The 16858-nt window shown below is 61.3% G+C and carries 14 protein-coding genes; 5 read left to right on the plus strand and 9 right to left on the minus strand.

The annotated features are described in order from the left end of the window. The first annotated feature begins 24 nt into the window (after positions 1 to 24). Positions 25 to 684: a carbonic anhydrase gene (locus tag ACCC96_RS17765; RefSeq protein WP_018929758.1), complete on the plus strand. Its 660-nt coding sequence runs from the start codon at positions 25 to 27 to the stop codon at positions 682 to 684. A gap of 118 nt (positions 685 to 802) precedes the next feature. Here ACCC96_RS17765 and ACCC96_RS17770 read toward each other — a convergent pair whose 3' ends face one another. From ACCC96_RS17770 to glsB, 3 genes are all read right to left on the minus strand, one after another. After that, on the minus strand, positions 803 to 1153 hold the full coding sequence (locus tag ACCC96_RS17770) for a BON domain-containing protein (RefSeq protein ID WP_413696453.1): 351 nt from the start codon (positions 1151 to 1153) through the stop codon (positions 803 to 805). Between the two features lie 148 nt (positions 1154 to 1301). Next, complete coding sequence (locus tag ACCC96_RS17775) at positions 1302 to 2804, minus strand: aldehyde dehydrogenase family protein (protein ID WP_413696454.1); 1503 nt, start codon at positions 2802 to 2804, stop codon at positions 1302 to 1304. Positions 2805 to 2889: 85 nt separating this feature from the next. Beyond that, entirely contained in the window at positions 2890 to 3798 is a 909-nt protein-coding gene (glsB, locus tag ACCC96_RS17780) for a glutaminase B (RefSeq protein ID WP_018929762.1), read from the minus strand. A 228-nt stretch (positions 3799 to 4026) separates the two neighbouring features. Between glsB and ACCC96_RS17785 the strand changes: the two genes are divergently transcribed. From ACCC96_RS17785 to ACCC96_RS17795, 3 genes are all read left to right on the plus strand, one after another. Then, on the plus strand, positions 4027 to 4656 hold the full coding sequence (locus ACCC96_RS17785; RefSeq protein WP_413696455.1) for a ferric reductase-like transmembrane domain-containing protein: 630 nt from the start codon (positions 4027 to 4029) through the stop codon (positions 4654 to 4656). Between the two features lie 219 nt (positions 4657 to 4875). Beyond that, positions 4876 to 5391 carry a DoxX family protein gene (locus ACCC96_RS17790; RefSeq protein WP_413696456.1) on the plus strand — a complete coding sequence of 172 codons (516 nt, stop codon included), beginning with the start codon at positions 4876 to 4878 and terminating at the stop codon, positions 5389 to 5391. A 48-nt stretch (positions 5392 to 5439) separates the two neighbouring features. Then, positions 5440 to 6138: a dienelactone hydrolase family protein gene (locus ACCC96_RS17795; protein ID WP_413696457.1), complete on the plus strand. Its 699-nt coding sequence runs from the start codon at positions 5440 to 5442 to the stop codon at positions 6136 to 6138. A gap of 52 nt (positions 6139 to 6190) precedes the next feature. Here the strand turns inward: ACCC96_RS17795 and ACCC96_RS17800 are convergent, their stop codons facing one another. The 5 genes from ACCC96_RS17800 to ACCC96_RS17820 form a co-directional block, all read right to left on the minus strand. After that, positions 6191 to 6553 (minus strand): copper-binding protein, encoded by a 363-nt coding sequence (locus ACCC96_RS17800; protein WP_413696458.1) that lies wholly within the window; start codon positions 6551 to 6553, stop codon positions 6191 to 6193. Then, entirely contained in the window at positions 6550 to 9708 is a 3159-nt protein-coding gene (locus ACCC96_RS17805; RefSeq protein WP_413696459.1) for an efflux RND transporter permease subunit, read from the minus strand. Before ACCC96_RS17805 ends, ACCC96_RS17800 begins: the two co-directional genes overlap by 4 nt. Further along, the gene (locus tag ACCC96_RS17810) at positions 9705 to 10934 is read right to left on the minus strand and encodes an efflux RND transporter periplasmic adaptor subunit (protein WP_413696460.1); all 1230 of its coding nucleotides are present in this window, start codon (positions 10932 to 10934) and stop codon (positions 9705 to 9707) included. Before ACCC96_RS17810 ends, ACCC96_RS17805 begins: the two co-directional genes overlap by 4 nt. After that, positions 10931 to 12187, minus strand: a complete 1257-nt coding sequence (locus tag ACCC96_RS17815; RefSeq protein ID WP_413696461.1) for a TolC family protein — start codon at positions 12185 to 12187, stop codon at positions 10931 to 10933. The genes ACCC96_RS17810 and ACCC96_RS17815 overlap by 4 nt, the downstream gene beginning before the upstream one ends. A gap of 95 nt (positions 12188 to 12282) precedes the next feature. Then, the gene (locus ACCC96_RS17820) at positions 12283 to 12624 is read right to left on the minus strand and encodes a hypothetical protein (protein ID WP_413696462.1); all 342 of its coding nucleotides are present in this window, start codon (positions 12622 to 12624) and stop codon (positions 12283 to 12285) included. 170 nt (positions 12625 to 12794) lie between these two features. Between ACCC96_RS17820 and ACCC96_RS17825 the strand changes: the two genes are divergently transcribed. Further along, positions 12795 to 13985 (plus strand): MFS transporter, encoded by a 1191-nt coding sequence (locus tag ACCC96_RS17825; RefSeq protein WP_413696463.1) that lies wholly within the window; start codon positions 12795 to 12797, stop codon positions 13983 to 13985. Here the strand turns inward: ACCC96_RS17825 and metC are convergent. Then, a complete protein-coding gene (metC, locus tag ACCC96_RS17830; protein WP_413696464.1) occupies positions 13982 to 16741 on the minus strand; it encodes a cystathionine beta-lyase in 2760 nt (919 codons plus the stop codon). The two genes, ACCC96_RS17825 and metC, sit on opposite strands and share 4 nt — an antisense overlap. Positions 16742 to 16858 lie beyond the last annotated feature (117 nt).

Below are 16858 nucleotides of genomic sequence, written 5' to 3' on the forward strand. Positions count from 1 at the left end.
TCATTCATTGCAAGGAAGTCCGCCATGAAAGCGCTCATCGAAGGTTTATTGAAGTTTCAGAAAGAAGCGTTTCCGCAACGTACCGACCTGTTCAAACACCTGGCCACCACCCAGCATCCCGGCACCTTGTTCATCACCTGTTCCGACAGCCGCGTGGTGCCGGAACTGCTGACCCAGCAAGAGCCCGGCGAACTGTTCGTGGTACGCAATGCCGGCAATATCGTACCCTCTTACAGCCCGCATCCGGGCGGCGTGTCGGCCACGGTGGAATATGCGGTCGCGGTATTGGGCGTGACGGACATCGTAATCTGCGGGCATTCGGACTGTGGCGCCATGACCGCCATTGCCCAGTGCAAATGCATGGATCACCTGCCCGCTGTCAGCGGCTGGTTGCAGCACGCCGAGTCGGCCAAGGTGATCAACGAAGCCCGCCCTCATGCCAGCGACGCGGCCAAGGTCAGTTCGATGGTGCGGGAAAACGTGATCGCCCAACTGGCGAATATCCAGACCCACCCGAGCGTGCGCCTGGCCCTGGAAAAAGGCCTGTTGAACCTGCATGGCTGGGTCTATGACATCGAAACCGGCTCGGTCGATGCCCTGGATGCCGGCAGTCACAGCTTTGTGTCGCTGGCCGAACACCCAGGCACTTGCGCCGTGCACGGCAAAACGGTCGAAGCCGCCTGAAGGTGTCGACCGCACAAGCTGCGCCAGGCTTCGCGCAGCGTTATAAAGTGGACAGGCGCGCTACTGCGCCCGTCCTCGATTCCCGACCGGGAAGGTGCCACTCACACGATCGCCCCTGTTATTTGTCGTCCGTCTTGGCTGACGATTGTGGCCGACGTTCAGGTGTGTCTTCAGCGTTTGGCGCTTCTGGAAAACTGCCTGGCGTGAACACGTGAGTGAGCAATTCGCTGGCATCGATGTTGACGACACCTGGAACTGTGCGGGCCAAAGCAACAGCCTGCTCGCACTGTCTATGGGTATTGACGCGACCGCTCAATGCCACCGCACCCGCATGGGTTCTGACATGGACATTCAGGCCAAGGGTGGTATCGGCCAATGCCAGGGCCGACTTCACCCGGGTGGTAATCCACGTGTCGTGAACGACCGTTTCCAGACCATGGGAGTAATCTTGGAAGTCATGAAGTTTCATGGCGCAATCCTCTCACACGTAATCAGATGCGCTGTCCGTCCCCGCGCAGACACGGACACACAATAAGTATAGTGCGTACCGTTGCCTGCGGCCGGCGGCTCCTGATGAGCGACGAAAATCCGTGGGAGCGTAGCTTAACTTACCGCTCTCAGCGTTTGACCGACAGATCCACCTGGGTCATGCGGCTGCGGATCGTGAACACGCCATCACCCGAGAGAATCGCGCTGCGCGCAAACAGGCGGCCACTTTCCCAGTTCGAAAGCCCCAGCTCCGGCTTGTTCAGTGCGTACTGTCCGTCGACCCAGCGGGTGATCCCGTTGCCGACAAAAGGCGCGTTGACCGCGTTGTAGAAACGCGCCTGCGCCTGCGCATCTTCACTGATCAGCGACACGGTGAATTGCGGGCTGTAGCGGTTGAACAAGGCGATGGCCTGATCCAGATCGTCGACGATCTTCAGGCTGACTTCCGGGGTTTCTTCCCATTCCCACTCGCGGCCCAATTGGTCCTCAGGCAGCGGTTCGGCCTGTGCTTCGGTCTGATAGCCTTCGGCGCGGTACACCTCGACGCTCGCGGTGCGCCAATCGCTCGGCAAATGCTGCTCGCTGCCCTCAACGATGTGCAGTTTGCAGCCCTGGCCCCGAGCGGTGCCGGCCTGTTGCAGTGCATCGAGAAACAGCGGCACCAGTTCGGCTGCTCGGTCGCGGTGGATCAGGCAAACGTTCAAGGTGTTGCAGACTTTGCGGTCCAGCGAATTGCGCACCACGGCGGCGAAGCGCTGGGCATCGGCATCTTTATTCGCGATCATCCAGGCGCCACCGGTGCCGTGCAGGCTGACGGCGGTGCCGGCCTGTTGCGCGATGCTGCCCAACTGGCTGACCGCACGCCCCGAACCACGGGCCACGGCCAGCGACAGGCGCCGGTCGGCGAACATTGCCCAGCCGGCGGCGTGATTGACACTTTCGACCAGCGACACCGCACCGCTCGGCAACCCGGCATCGGCCAGTGCCGGATTCAATGCATGGGTGACGATGGCCTGGGCGGTGCCCAACGCGTCGCTGCCAATGCGCAGCACCGCGGTGTTACCAGTGCGTAGCACACCGGCAGCGTCGGCGAAGACATTCGGCCGGCCTTCGAACACAAAAGCGACGATGCCCAGCGGCGAAACCACCTGTTCGACTTTCCAGCCGTCGTGCTCGACGCAGCTCACGACTTGACCGCGGGTGGCCGGTGCATCGCGCCAGGCCCGCAGGCCTGCGATCATGTCGCGGCGCATGCGCTCATCGGCCAGCAATCGCGTGGTGGAACGCCCGCGCGCCTTGGCCCGCTCGATGTCGGCCAGGTTGGCGGCTGCAATCAAGGCCCAGCATTCCGGGGTTTCCAGGCGTTGCGCGAAGCGATCGAAGAACTCGCTGATGGCGTGATCCGAAACGCTGGACATTGCGGCAAACGCCGCCTCGGCGCGCTCGATGGCGACCGTCGCCGCGTGCTGATCCGCCACCGGGATCAGCAACAACTCGCCGCTGACCTGCTCCACCAGCAGATGGTCGCCGGGCTGAAAGCGCGCCGCCAGTTCGGGGCTGACGACAGTGACACGATTACCAGCAAAAGGGATCGGCGTGCCGGCGACTAGACGTTCGAGCGCAAGAGACATGAAGCGGTTTCACCATGCAGGGGGCGGTCGGAAAATGTATAGCAAATTTTCCGTAGCGTCATTATCGCCCCCCGCCTACACCGCTCTAGAACACCGACCAGCCAATCCGCTGACTCAACAACTCCAGCGCCGCCATGCCAGCGAGCGAGTTGCCGGCGGCGTTCAATTCCGGGGACCAGACGCACACCGTGAATTGCCCCGGCACCACCGCGACAATGCCTCCGCCCACGCCGCTCTTGCCCGGCAGACCGACGCGATAGGCAAAGTTGCCCGCTTCGTCGTACAGCCCGCTGGTGGCCATGATCGAGTTGACTTGTTGGGTCTGGCGGGCGCTGAGGATCTGTGCGCCGCTGTGTTTGCAGAAACCGTCGTTGGCCAGGAAGCAGAACGCCCGGGCCAGGTCCACGCAACTCATGCGCAGCGCGCAATGGCTGAAGTAGCTGCGCAGCACCGCTTCGACATCGTTATGAAAGTTGCCGAACGACTGCATCAGGTAAGCCATGGCCGCGTTGCGCGCGCGGTGCTGGTATTCGGACTCGGCGACCTTGCCGTCCACCATGATGTTCGGGTTGCCGGACAAGCGCCGGACAAAATCGCGCATCGACAACGCCGGAGCGGCAAAGCGCGATTGATTGATGTCGCAGATAACCAATGCGCCGGCGTTGATGAAGGGATTGCGTGGGCGCCCGCGCTCGAATTCCAGCTGCACCAGCGAGTTGAACGGCTGGCCGGATGGCTCGTGGCCCAGGCGTTCCCAAATCGCTTCGCCGGAGTGTTCGATGGCCTGCACCAGGCTGAACACCTTGGAGATACTCTGCACCGAGAACGGCGTGTCGGCGTCCCCCGCGCAAAACAACTCGCCGTCATTGCCATAGACGGCAATGCCCAATTGATTGCCCGGTACCTCGCCGAGGGCGGGAATGTAGTCAGCCACTTTGCCCTGACCGATCAACGGTCGGACTGCGTCAAGGATCTCGTTCAACAGCGCTTGCATGCCGGGTTCCGAAGTCTCGCCCCATGGGATTGCGGGGACACTGTCGCTAGACGCCGCTGGTCGGCGCTGAATCACAGTTTTGTACGCGAATGTATCTGTCGCGGCCCGGGATACACCAACTTGCACCGGGCGGTCTTTCAGACATATCGCCAATACAGCTGATTGCAACACTTCTGTCGTCCGCTGACTACCGGCAAACCGGGTCGGCAATTGCTCAGGAGTGTTGTCATGATGACCCGAGTCCCCCGTTACCATGGCTGGTCGCTGTTTGGCCTGCTGGCCATGCTGGTGCTGTTGATGACCGGCCTGATTCTGCTGTTCAACCCCGACCTGGTGGAAGCCACCCGCATCGCCATTCGCGCCACCGCACGCACTTCGTTTGCGCTGTTTCTCGCTGCGTTCACTGCATCGGCCCTGGCGGTGCTGGTGCCCTCGCCTTTCAGCCGCTCGCTGGTGCGTGAACGACGCTTCATCGGCCTGGCCTTCGCGTTTTCCCATCTGGTCCACGCCGTTCTGATCTACAGCTACGGCCAATTGAACCCCGAGTTCTGGCCCGGGCGCACCACGGTTGGCAATATTCCGGGTTCGGTCGGTTACCTGTTCATTCTGTTGATGGCGTTGACCTCATTCAAAACCACGGCGCGCCTGATCGGCCCCAAAACCTGGAAAGCCCTGCACACCAGCGGCATGTGGGTGATCGCGGCGGTGTTCGCCTTTTCCAACTTCAAACGCATCCCCCTGAGCGCCTGGTACGTCCTGCCGTTCGGCCTGATGTTTTCGGCGATTGTCGTTCGGCTGCTGGGCAAGATTGCGCAGAAGTACAAACGGTCCGCCAGAAACACGCTATTGACCGAATAAAACCTCAACAACACCACCAATCCCCCGTGGGATCGGGCTTTTGTGGCGAGGGGGCTTGTCGGAACGCCGCACCGCCCCGTTGGGTTGCGAAGCAGCCCCAAAATCTCTGATGCATCAAAGATCTTGTGAGTGCTACGCACTCAAACGGGGCGGTGCGGCGTTCCGACAAGCCCCCTCGCCACAGTTCGCTCCCACAATGAATCCCCGGAGATCAAACCCATGAACACTTCACTTTCGTCGGCCATCCAAGGCCTGCACCTGAACCTCGACCGCGTCGGCAACTGGATCGCCCCCCTTACCCTGCGGCTGTTTCTGGCCTGGGAGTTTTTCGAGTCAGGGCTCGAAAAATGGAACGGCCAGAATTGGTTCGCCGACATCCAGGACCGCTTCCCGTTTCCCTTCAACCACGTTCCCGCCTCGCTGAACTGGGAACTGGCGATGTGGGCCGAGCTGATCTGTGCCCTCACCCTGCTGGCAGGCCTCGGGACACGGCTCTCGGCGATTATTCTGGTAGTGGTCACGGTCGTCGCGACCGCTGCCGTCCACTGGCCGGCCGATTGGTCTACATTGAGTGAACTTGCCCAGGGTTATGCCATCAGCAACAAGGGCCACGGCAACTTCAAACTGCCGTTGATCTACCTCGTAGCCCTCATGCCGTTGTTGTTCTCGGGGGCCGGCAAACTCAGCATGGACGCGTTGTTGGTTCGACTCTTCTGGCGGCGCAATCACCGCTGATACGCCAGCGTCTCGATACCCCCATCCAACTTGTGTAAAGGAGCCATCATGAGCGTAACCAGCCAATGGATCGAAATCAGCAGCCCCGAAGGCACCTTCGGCGCTTACCTGGCCATCCCCCACACCCGTAAAGGGCCGGGGATCGTGCTGATTCAGGAAATCTTCGGGGTCAACGAACATATCCGCTCGGTCGCCGAACAATACGCCGCCGACGGCTACCTGGTCATCGCGCCGGATCTGTTCTGGCGCGACGGCCACCGTATCGAACTGGGCTACGACGAAGCTGGCTGGAAACGCGCTGTCGAATTGATGATCGCCACCGACACCACCAAGGCCCAGGCAGACATCAAACTGGCCATCGACACCCTGAAGACGCATACCGGGCTGGACGGCAGGATCGCCTCCATCGGTTTCTGCTTCGGCGGCATGCTGTCGTACAACACCGCGGCCAACGGTTTCGTCGACGTGGCGATCGCCTATTACGGCGGCGGCATTCAGAACCAGCTGGATCGGGCCGGTGAAATCAAGGTGCCGCTGCTGATGCACTTCGGCGAACAGGACAGCCACATCCCCATCGATGCCGTGAAGCAAATCGCCGAGCGTTTCGAGTTCAACGACGACGTCGATATCGAGGTGTATCCGGGGGCCGAGCATGGCTTCAACTGCTCGCACCGTGACAGCTACAACCAGCGGGCGGCGGTCGAGGCGCATGGCAATACGTTGCTCTTTCTCAGCCAGAACCTTTGAACCAGACGACCCGGCGGCCGAATCACATTCGTGCCGCCGGGAAGGCTGAGCGCTATTTCACGATTTCAATCGATGTGATCGTAGCGGTCGCACCCTCAAGCTGAAATTCGAAGTTCACCTTATCCCCGACCTTCACCGAGGCCAGTTGCTCCTCTGTGGCCCGAAACCCCATGGTCATCGGCGGCCATTGCACTGCCGGCACAGCACCGTGAGCAATGGTCAGTGTGTGTTTCGTATTGTCGATGGCTTTGACCGTTCCCGTCGCCTTAGCCACTGGCGCCTGCGCTGCCTGCTGCTTCGTCGGTGTGCCGTCCATGTTCATATCGTCCATGTTCATACCCGGCATCTGCGCTGCGTGGGCAGGAAAAGCAAGCGCGACCAAGGTGCTTGCCGTTGCGATCAGAGTCAGTTTCATTGGATTTTTCCTTGAGTGTGGTTGGGTTCAAGCTGGAGCTGACGGCGGCGCATCAAGCGATACGCTGCCGGGATGACAAACAGAGAAAGCAGGGGCGCGGTGATCATTCCGCCGACCATCGGCGCGGCGATGCGGCTCATGACTTCACTGCCGGTGCCGCCGCCCAGCAGGATCGGTAACAGACCGGCAATGATCACCGCCACCGTCATGGCCTTGGGTCGGACGCGTTGCACCGCCCCCTCACGAATCGCGGCGACCAGCCCGCGCTCAGTGCAATCGCCAGCGTCTTCACGCTCGGCCCAGGCGTTCTTCAGATAGAGCAGCATGATCACGCCAAACTCGGCGGACACACCGGCCAGCGCAATGAAGCCGACACCCGTGGCCACCGACAGATTGAAGCCGAGCCAATAGAGAAACCACACACCGCCCGCAAGGGCAAAAGGCAGTGTTGCCATAATCAGCAAGGCTTCGTCGAAACGCGCGAACGTCAGGTAAAGCAGCACAAAAATGATCAGCAGCGTGGCCGGCACTACCAGCTTGAGTCGCGCGTTGGCCCGTTCGAGGAACTCGAACTGCCCGGAATAGCTAAGGCTCATGCCGGGCTGCAATTTGACCTGCTCATTGACCACCCGACGCAGGTCGGTGACCACTGAGGCGATGTCCCGCCCACGCACGTCGATATACACCCAGCCGGAAGGTCTGGCGTTTTCACTCTTGAGCATCGGTGGCCCGTCAGTCACCTTGACCTTGGCCACCGTGCCGAGAGTGATCTGGCCTCCCAGCGGCGTGTAGATCGGCAGTTGCTCCAGAGCGCCGAGAGAATCGCGCCACTCGCGGGGATAACGCACATTGATCGGAAAACGCGCACGCCCCTCGATGGTTTCGCCAACGTTTTCACCGCCAATGGCACCGGCCACGATCGATTGCACATCGGCAATATTGAGTCCATAACGAGCGGCAGCCTTACGGTCAATGTCCACATCGATATAGCGCCCACCGGTCAAACGTTCGGCCAGCGCGGAACTGACGCCCGGTACGCCCTTGGCAGCGCGCTCGACACCCTGTGTGGCCATGTCGATTTGTGCCAGATCGCTACCGGAAACCTTGATCCCGATCGGGCTTTTGATACCGGTGGCGAGCATATCGATACGGTTGCGGATCGGCGGAATCCAGATATTGGTCAGCCCCGGGACACGGACCACTCGATCCAGTTCTTCCACCAGTTTTTCCTGGGTCATTCCTGGGCGCCATTGTTCATGTGGCTTGAACTGGATAGTGGTTTCAAACATCTCCAGCGGTGCCGGGTCGGTGGCTGTTTCGGCACGACCGGCCTTGCCGAAAACGTGTTCGACTTCCGGCACGGTTTTGATCAGCCGGTCCGTCTGTTGCAGCAACTGCGCCGCTTTCTGTGCAGACAATCCCGGCAGCGCCGAAGGCATGTACAGCAGATCACCTTCATCCAGCGGCGGCAGGAACTCGCCCCCTAAGTGAGACATCGGCCACAACGCGCTGACGAAGATCAGCAACGCAGCCAACAGGGTGATTTTCGGTCGGCGCAGCACCGCGTCCAGCAACGGTTGATAGAGCCTGATCAACCAGCGATTCAGTGGGTTTTGTCGTTCGTCAGGGATCCGCCCGCGAATCCAGTAGCCCATCAACACCGGCACCAGAGTCACCGACAGCCCTGCCGCGGCGGCCATGGCGTAGGTTTTGGTGAACGCCAGGGGCCCGAACAAACGCCCTTCCTGAGCCTCCAGAGTAAACACCGGAATAAACGACAGCGTGATGATCAACAGACAAAAGAACAGCGCCGGCCCTACCTCCACCGCCGCGTCGATCATCACTTGCCAGTGACGCTCACCTTTGAGTTCTTCCGACGGATGACTGACATGCCAGGCCTCGATCTTCTTGTGGGCGTTCTCGATCATCACCACCGCGGCATCGACCATCGCACCGATGGCAATCGCGATCCCGCCCAGGGACATGATGTTGGCGTTTATTCCTTGATGACGCATGACGATAAAAGCAATCAGCACCCCAATCGGCAACGAGATGATTGCCACCAGCGCCGAGCGTAGATGCCACAGGAAAATCCCGCAGACCAGCGCGACGACGATGAACTCCTCGATCAACTTGTGGGTGAGGTTCTCCACGGCTCGATCGATCAACTTGCTGCGGTCGTAGGTGGTGACAATCTCCACACCGGGCGGCAAGCTGCGTTTCAATTCATCAAGCTTCGTTTTAACCGCCGCAATGGTTTCGCGGGCATTCTTGCCACTGCGCAAAATAACCACGCCGCCCACGGTCTCGCCTTTGCCGTCGAGTTCAGTGATACCACGACGCATCTCCGGCCCCAGTTGAATCGTCGCCACATCGCCGAGGGTGACGGGCACGCTGCCCACGCCGAGCTTGAGGGGGATGGCACGAAAGTCATCGAGGGTCTTCAGATAGCCCGAAGCGCGCACAATAAACTCGGTTTCAGCCATCTCCAGCACAGCACCGCCGGTTTCCTGATTGGCCTTGCCGATCGCCTCGGTGACCTGGGCCTGGGTGATCCCCAGACTGGCCATTCTCAGCGGGTCGAGCTGAACCTGATATTGCTTGACCATCCCGCCCACGGTGGCCACTTCGGCAACGTTGGGCAGCGTCTTGAGCTCAAACTTGAGGAACCAGTCCTGCAGGGCGCGCAGTTGCGCGAGGTCATGCCCGCCGCTGCGATCCACCAGGGCGTACTGATAGATCCAGCCAACCCCAGTGGCATCCGGCCCCAATGCCGGTTTGGCGCTGGCCGGCAGGCGACTCTGGACCTGGCTCAGGTACTCCAGCACCCGCGAGCGCGCCCAATACAAATCGGTTCCATCCTCGAACAACACGTAGACAAAGCTGTCGCCGAAAAAGGAATAGCCGCGAACGGTCTTCGCACCGGGTACCGACAACATGGTGGTTGCCAGGGGATAGGTCACCTGGTTCTCGACAATCTGCGGCGCCTGGCCTGCATAGGGTGTACGAATGATCACTTGAACATCAGAGAGATCCGGCAGTGCATCGATGGGGGTACTTTGGACTGACCAGACGCCCCAGGCCGTGACAAACAAGGTCGCCAGCAGCACTAGGAAACGATTGGCCACCGACCAGCGAATCAGCGCGGCAATCATGGCTGGGCTCCGGTTTGTTCCAGGGGCTGAACAGTCAGCCCTTTGAGACTGGCCTCCGAGTCGAGCAAGAACTGGCCCGAACTCACCACCTGCTGCCCCTCCTCCAGACCGTTCAGAACCGCCGTTTGCCCATCGTTTTCCTGGCCTGCCCGCACCTCTACCGGGCGATAGCGCCCGCCGTCTTCGGCAAGCATTACCAACACGCGCCGGCCAGTGCGAATCAATGCCTCGCTAGGCACCCACAACACGCTTTGCTCAGTCGACCGGTTCAACCGCACCTGCACCGTGAGGCCAGGGCGCAAGCGGCCGTCAGGATTGGGCAATTCAACCCGCACGCTGACGGTTCGGCTGTCCGCGCTGGTTTGCGGCAGGATCGCACTGACCGTACCGTGAAGGATTGCGTCCGGGAACGTCGCCAGCCGGGCCTCTACCGTCTGACCGACCTGGACTGCCCCGGCTGCCGATTCCGGCACGGCCACCGCCAGCCACACACGATCAAGGCCGTTGACCCTGGCCAGCGTCTCGCCGACGGCCAGGGTCATGCCGGCACGTACATTCAACTCCTGCAACACGCCGGCAGTGGGAGTGGTGATGGTCTGGTTTGCCTGCACCTTGCCGCTGCGCTCAACCTGAGCGATCAACGCCGCCGGCATTCCGGTCAGACGCAGGCGTTGACGGGCCGCCGCCAACAGGCCGGCATCGCCCACGTTTTTGAGTGCCAGGAACTCTTCCTGGGCCGCGGCCCATTCAGGCACCAGAATGTCCGCCAATGGCGCACCGGCCTTGAGTACATCGCCCGGCGCACGGGCATACACCCGTTCGACAAAACCCGGCGTGCGTGCCTGGATCACCGCGACATCCCGTTCGTTGTAGGTCAGCACGCCTGCCGCTTCGAGGCTGGAAGCCTGAGCGCCACGGGTCACGGTAGCCAGACGAACGCCCAGGTTCTGCGCCACGCTCGCGTCGATCTGCACGGCGGCTGTGTCCTGGGCGCCGTCGGCGTAGCGCGGCACCAGTTCCATGTCCATGAAAGGCGACTTGCCGGGCTTGTCGAACTTTTGCTGCGGGTACATCGGGTCGTACCAGTACAAGGCCTTGCGCTCGTCCTGAGTCATGGTGCCTTGAACGACGGGCTCAGCTCTATGGGCAAGCCAGTAACCGCAGACACCGCCCAGCGCCAGTGCGCCACCAACCCACAGAACACCTTTGAAACGCTGAATGCTCATTGACCCGCCTCCCCATACGCGAAATACAGCCGAGCACTGGTCAGCGCTTTCTGTTCGTTGACATCGATCTGCTTCAGGCGGGCGTCGATCAATTCACGCCGGGCGGCGACGACGGCCGACAAATCAGCTTTACCCGCTCGGTAACTGGCCATGAGCAACTCGACCTTTTCTTTGGCCAGCGGCAACAGGCTCTCCTGATAACGCCGCACAGCACGGTCGAGCCGTTGATAGTCGGCCAGTTGTTCTTCCAGTTGCTGGGTGTGCTCACGGGTCAGGGCTTCGCGTTCGGCCTCCAGTTGATTCAGCTCAGCACGCTTTGCCGCGATCTTCGGGTTCTGCCGGGTGTCGGGGAACAGCGGCAGATCGAAGGTGAATTGCACGCTGACCATGTCGCCAAATTCCCGACCGCGCCGCTGATAATCGACCTCCCAACTCCAGTCGGACCGTTTGTCAGCCTCGGCCTCACGAACTTTGGCCTGCGCCTCACGGGTCATTGGCGCAAACGCCGCCAATGAGGGGTGATGCTCAAGCTTGTGGACGTAACCCGACGTATCGATGGGCCATTGCGGCCAGTTTCCGACCGGTTGTTCGTTGGCGGCAGAACCAATCCAGCGCTTGAGTGCCGCGCGGGCTTGCGCGCGTTGCAGCAGTAATTGGTCTTGTTGCTCTTCCAGTTGCGCCGCTTCCTGTTTCGGTGTCACCGCATCGGCAGGCTGAGCCCGACCGCTGGCGATCTGTGCACGAACGGTGTCGGCCAACAACCGATTCTCGCGGTAAAACGCCTGGAACAGCGTCTGTTTCAGCTCCACCGAATAACTGCCGATCCAGGCCAGCGCCGTGGCCTGCCGTACATTCAGGCGTTCGACACGCCCTTGCGCAGCGGCCAGCTCAACCGCGGCCTCGGCAACTTCAGTGCGCGCCCGACGCTTGTCACCATTGGGCATTTCCTGCATCACACCGACCGTTTGCATGGTCATGAAATCGTGATCCAGCGTCCCGCGATCGGGACCGCCCACCGGAAAGTTCTGCACCCCCAGCACCAGCTTGGGGTCGGGCAACTCGCCGGCAGGAATCGCGGCGCTTCTGGCCGCCTGGAGCTTTTCGGCCTGGGCTGTGAGGGACGGCGCGTTGTCGTCAGCCAGCCGCAGGGCTTCGTCGAGAGTCAATGGGGCAGCAGCGCACGGCAAAGCCAGCACGCTTGCCGCCAGGGCAGCCGCCAGCGGCCACCCTGTGCGAAAGCACATGGAGTTCATGTTCACAATTCCTGTGATGATCCACTGCGCGCTTTCAAAGGCGCACAGCAACGCCATCCCGTGAAGGCGGAATGGGGCTCAGCGTGGAACAGGAATCAGGCGCGAGGGGGTCGCCATACCCCGGACGGGGTCTGGACAGGCAGTGCGTCTACAAAAAACGTGGTTACGACGGGGTTGAACAAGGTGACTGGAGGTTTAGCGATGCTGACTTGCAGCATGCCACCGGTCTTGCACTCCTGACCGGGCTTGCAGGCTTTGCCGTGCTCGGACGGGGTGCTCATGTCCTGGCAGCAGTCTTGGTCCATGTCGCCCATCATCGCCATGCCCGTGGTTTTCATCGGGCAAGGTTCCGTGGGCGCCTGAATGCCCGCCATTCCACTCAGCGGAAGCGCGAAGCACATCAGGAAAATGAGACAACACCGCAAATAACGTTTCATGGGCCGAAGTCTAGCCAGAGGAATCGTTGCTTACAATGACAGTTGGGTGAAAAACATATCGCACGGTGCAAGCACGGCCTCGCGATACATCGGTAGACTTTTGGCCCACAATCAAACACACGCAGGCTGCGACAGCCCACCAGCGCCCGGTGTTCAGATGAGGACTCGATGTGAACAAAAACCTCGCCAACGCCCAATCCACGCCACTGCGCATCCCACGAACAGTCTGGGCCCTGGGCTTTGTCAGCCTGTTCATGGACCTTTCGTCAGAGCTGGTGCACAGCCTGCTGCCGGTGTTTCTGGTCACCACCCTAGGCGCCAGCGCACTGACCGTCGGGGTGATCGAAGGCATTGCCGAGGCGACGGCGATGGTGGTCAAAATATTCTCCGGCGCCATCAGCGACTTTATCGGCCGGCGTAAAGGCCTGCTGTTGATGGGCTACGGTCTGGCGGCGTTGGCGAAGCCGCTGTTTCCCCTCGCGCACTCGGTTGATGTGGTATTTACCGCACGCTTTCTGGACCGCATCGGCAAAGGCATTCGTGGCGCGCCGCGCGATGCGCTGGTCGCCGATGTCGCCCCCGCCGAAATCCGTGGTGCCTGCTTCGGCTTGCGCCAGTCGATGGACACCGTGGGGGCGATTCTGGGTCCGGTTCTGGCGATCGTACTGATGCTCTGGCTCGGGCAGATCCATCTGGTGTTGTGGTTTGCGGTGATCCCGGCGGTGATATCAGTGGCGCTGATTGTCGGTGGAGTCAAAGAACCTACCGATGTCACCGGGAAACACACCTTTCGCTCGCCTATCCACTGGAAAGTTTTACGGGAGTTTTCCCGCGGCTATTGGTGGGTGGTCATCGTCGGCGGGCTCTTCACGCTGGCCCGTTTCAGCGAGGCCTTTCTGGTCTTGAAAGCCCAGCAAACAGGCCTGACGGCCACTTGGGTGCCGATGGTGATGGTGGTCATGTCGCTGCTGTATGCGGTGTCGGCCTACCCTGCCGGCTGGTTGTCCGACCGGATCAGCCGCACCAAGTTGCTGTGTGTCGGCATGGGATTACTGATCCTGGCGGACCTGCTGCTGGCGCAAGCGGACTCAATCATGACCATGCTGGCAGGCGTGGCCCTGTGGGGCCTGCACATGGGGTTCAGCCAGGGCATTCTCGCGACGCTGATCGCCGACACCGCCCCCGAACATCTCAGGGGCACGGCGTTCGGCCTGTTCAATCTGATCAGCGGCGTGTGCCTGTTGATCGCCAGCGTACTGGCCGGCGCACTGTGGGAAACCTCGGGTTCCGCCAGCACCTTCATTGCCGGTGCGGTGCTGGCGGCTGCGGCGTTGCTGTTGCTTTTGCTGCGCAAGCCCTAGTCCGCGATAGCGGCGAACCCGCGTTGCAAATCCTCGGTCAATGCATCGACATCTTCCAGGCCAATGTGCAACCGCAGCACCGGGTTCAATGCGCGATCTGCCGCACTGTTGCGATCCTGGGTGTCGGCGACGGTGATCAGGCTTTCATAGCCGCCCCAGGACGCGCCCAGACCAAACACCTGCAACGCATCGATGAAGCGCTCTACGTACGTGGCGTCGGCATCGCGCAGTTCGAAGGACAGCAGTCCGTTACTGCCCGTGAAGTCCCGCCGCCACAGTGCATGATGGGGATGATCGGGCAACGCCGGATGGAACACCCGTTTCACCTGCGGTTGCGCCTGTAGCCAATGAGCGATTTCCAGGGCCTGGCGTTCGTGCACCTCCAGGCGTGGCGCCAGGGTTCGGGCGCCGCGCAGCACCAGCCAGGCGTCGTCGGGGCTGACGGCGATGCCAAAGGTGTCGCTCATGGACGCCAGCGGCTGCCAGACTTCTTGCCGGGTACAGACGCTGCCCATGACCACATCGCTGTGGCCGCACAGGTACTTGGTCAATGCCATGATCGAGATGTCCGCGCCCAGCGTCAGCGGCCGGTACAGGTAGCCCGAGCCCCAGGTGTTATCGACGGCCAACAGAATGCCCCGTGGTTTGCACAGCGCGGCGATGGCCGGCAGGTCGCAGAGTTCATACAGCAGCGAGCCGGGCACTTCGGTGTAGACCATTTTGGTGTTGGCTTGCAGTTGAGTTTGTAGCCCGCTGCCGTCAGGCGCGAAGTAGCTGACCTGAATGCCGAACGGCTCAAGCAGTTCGCGAGCCAGACGCCGCACGGGCGCATACACCGCGTCAGTGATCAGCACATGATCACCGGGCCGCAAGTAGGCCAGGAACGTCTGCACCACCGCCGCCAGTCCGGTGCCGAACAATCGGGTGCGGTAACCGCCCTCCAGTTCCGTCACCAGATCTTCCAGGGCAAAAGCGGTCGGATTACCCCGGGCGCCATAGCTCAGCACCCGCTCCCGGTCACGGCGAACACGGGCATCGCGCATTTGCGCCAGATTGTCGAACAGCACTGTGCTCAGGCGAGTGACCGGCACGTTGACACCCCGGCTGCCACTGCCCTTTTCGGTACGCGCCGCCTGCACCAGACGGGTACGCACCCGCGCATCACGAGTCGCTTGAGACGGCGCACGCAGCGGTTTCAGGCTGGCGATTTCGTCTGCGCTCATTTGCGCCAACAGGCCGATTTCCCAAGCCAAATACTGACGCGCCGCGTCTTTGTTGCCGGTGTGGCGATCATGGGTAAAGAACAGAAAATCGATGCACTGGTGATCGGGCGGCGTGTTGGCATCCTCTTGCAGCACAAACCCCGCCGTACGCCAGGCGTCGACACCACCGTCCAACAGCCGGGTTTGCGCACGCTGAACATCAGGCAATTCCAGCGCCGCGAACGCTGCCAGCTGCGGGTCATCGGTCAGCAACACCAGAGGTCGCTGTTCACCGGCCACTTCACTTGCCAGCAACGAACGGATCGACCAGCGTGAGCCGGCAATATGACCTTTGCGGAAGGTCATGCTCGGGCGCAGGTCAATCAATGCTACCGCGTCATCCTTCAACTCATCGGCCAAGGCTTGTGCCGTGATGACCGGCAACGCTTCGTGTGCGGGCGTCTCATGCGTCGATAACGCCAGACCGCTGCTCACCCCACCCTCCAGCACATAAGCTTCATGCCCCAACTGCCGAAGCCAACTGGCAACGATCGGTGCCCGTATACCATCGCTGTCGATCAGCACCAACCGCGCCTGACGCACGCCGATGTACAGGTCGGTAGACTGAATCAATTGCCCACCCGGCGTGTGTTGCGCACCCGACAGACTGCCGGCGACAAACTCCTCGGCAGTGCGCACATCGCACAGAAACAAACTGCGTGCGGCCTCCCCTGCCCACTGCTCGACCTGCGCCGCCGCAACGGTTTTTACCCCGGCCCGCTCGGCCAGTTGTGCCGCGGCGAGGCGTTGTTGCGGCAAGGTCTTCGATGACACCTCATCGGCATAGCGGCGGGTGCTGCCATGTTCCAGCCGGAAATCTTCCAGGTACCAGCCCTGCGTACCGTTTTCCAAGGCGTAGACCGGGTTCTTCAACCCCAGATTGATCAAGGTCTGGGCGCCGATAATGCTGCGGGTTCGACCGGCGCAATTGACCACGATCGGCGTGCTGTCATCCGGCACCAGATCCTGTACGCGATAGCCCAGTTCGCCATTCGGGCAGCAGACAGAACCGGGGATGGTCATCTTGCGGTATTCGTCGAACGGCCGACCGTCCAGCACCACCAGCGGTTCGCCCCGGGCTTGCCATTCGGCTAACTGCCTGGCGGTGACATGCGGCGTATCACTGGCCTCTTCCACCAACTCACCAAACGCTTTGGACGGCACATGCACACCCGCGAACAGTTGCAGGCCTGCCGCCTGCCAGGCATCGGCGCCGCCGTCGAGAACATGCACGCGGCTGTACCCCAGCGCCTGCAAACGCCGAGCAGAGCGCACCGCGATGTCCCCGCCGTCCTGGTCATAGATAACCAGCCGCACTTGAGGGTTCGGCGCCAAGCGTCGGACCTCCAGTTCCAGGCGACTGTAGGGCAGGTTCACCCCGTGAAACAGGTGGGCTTCGCCATATTGGCCATGCTCACGCACATCAAACAGAGCAATTTCCTGCCCGTCGAACAGCCATTGCTGCAGTTGCCCTGGGGTTACGGTCTGGCTCATGAGGGTCCCGTGTGAAAAATAAAAAATGAATATTGTTGAAGGGCCTGCGACCAAATCCGGTCAGTTATGCGTGGCACTGAACCTGTGGCGAGGGAGCTTGCTCCCGTCGGACTGCGT

It is taken from the genome of Pseudomonas sp. Pseusp11, from assembly GCF_047304405.1.
Taxonomy (GTDB): Bacteria; Pseudomonadota; Gammaproteobacteria; order Pseudomonadales; family Pseudomonadaceae; genus Aquipseudomonas.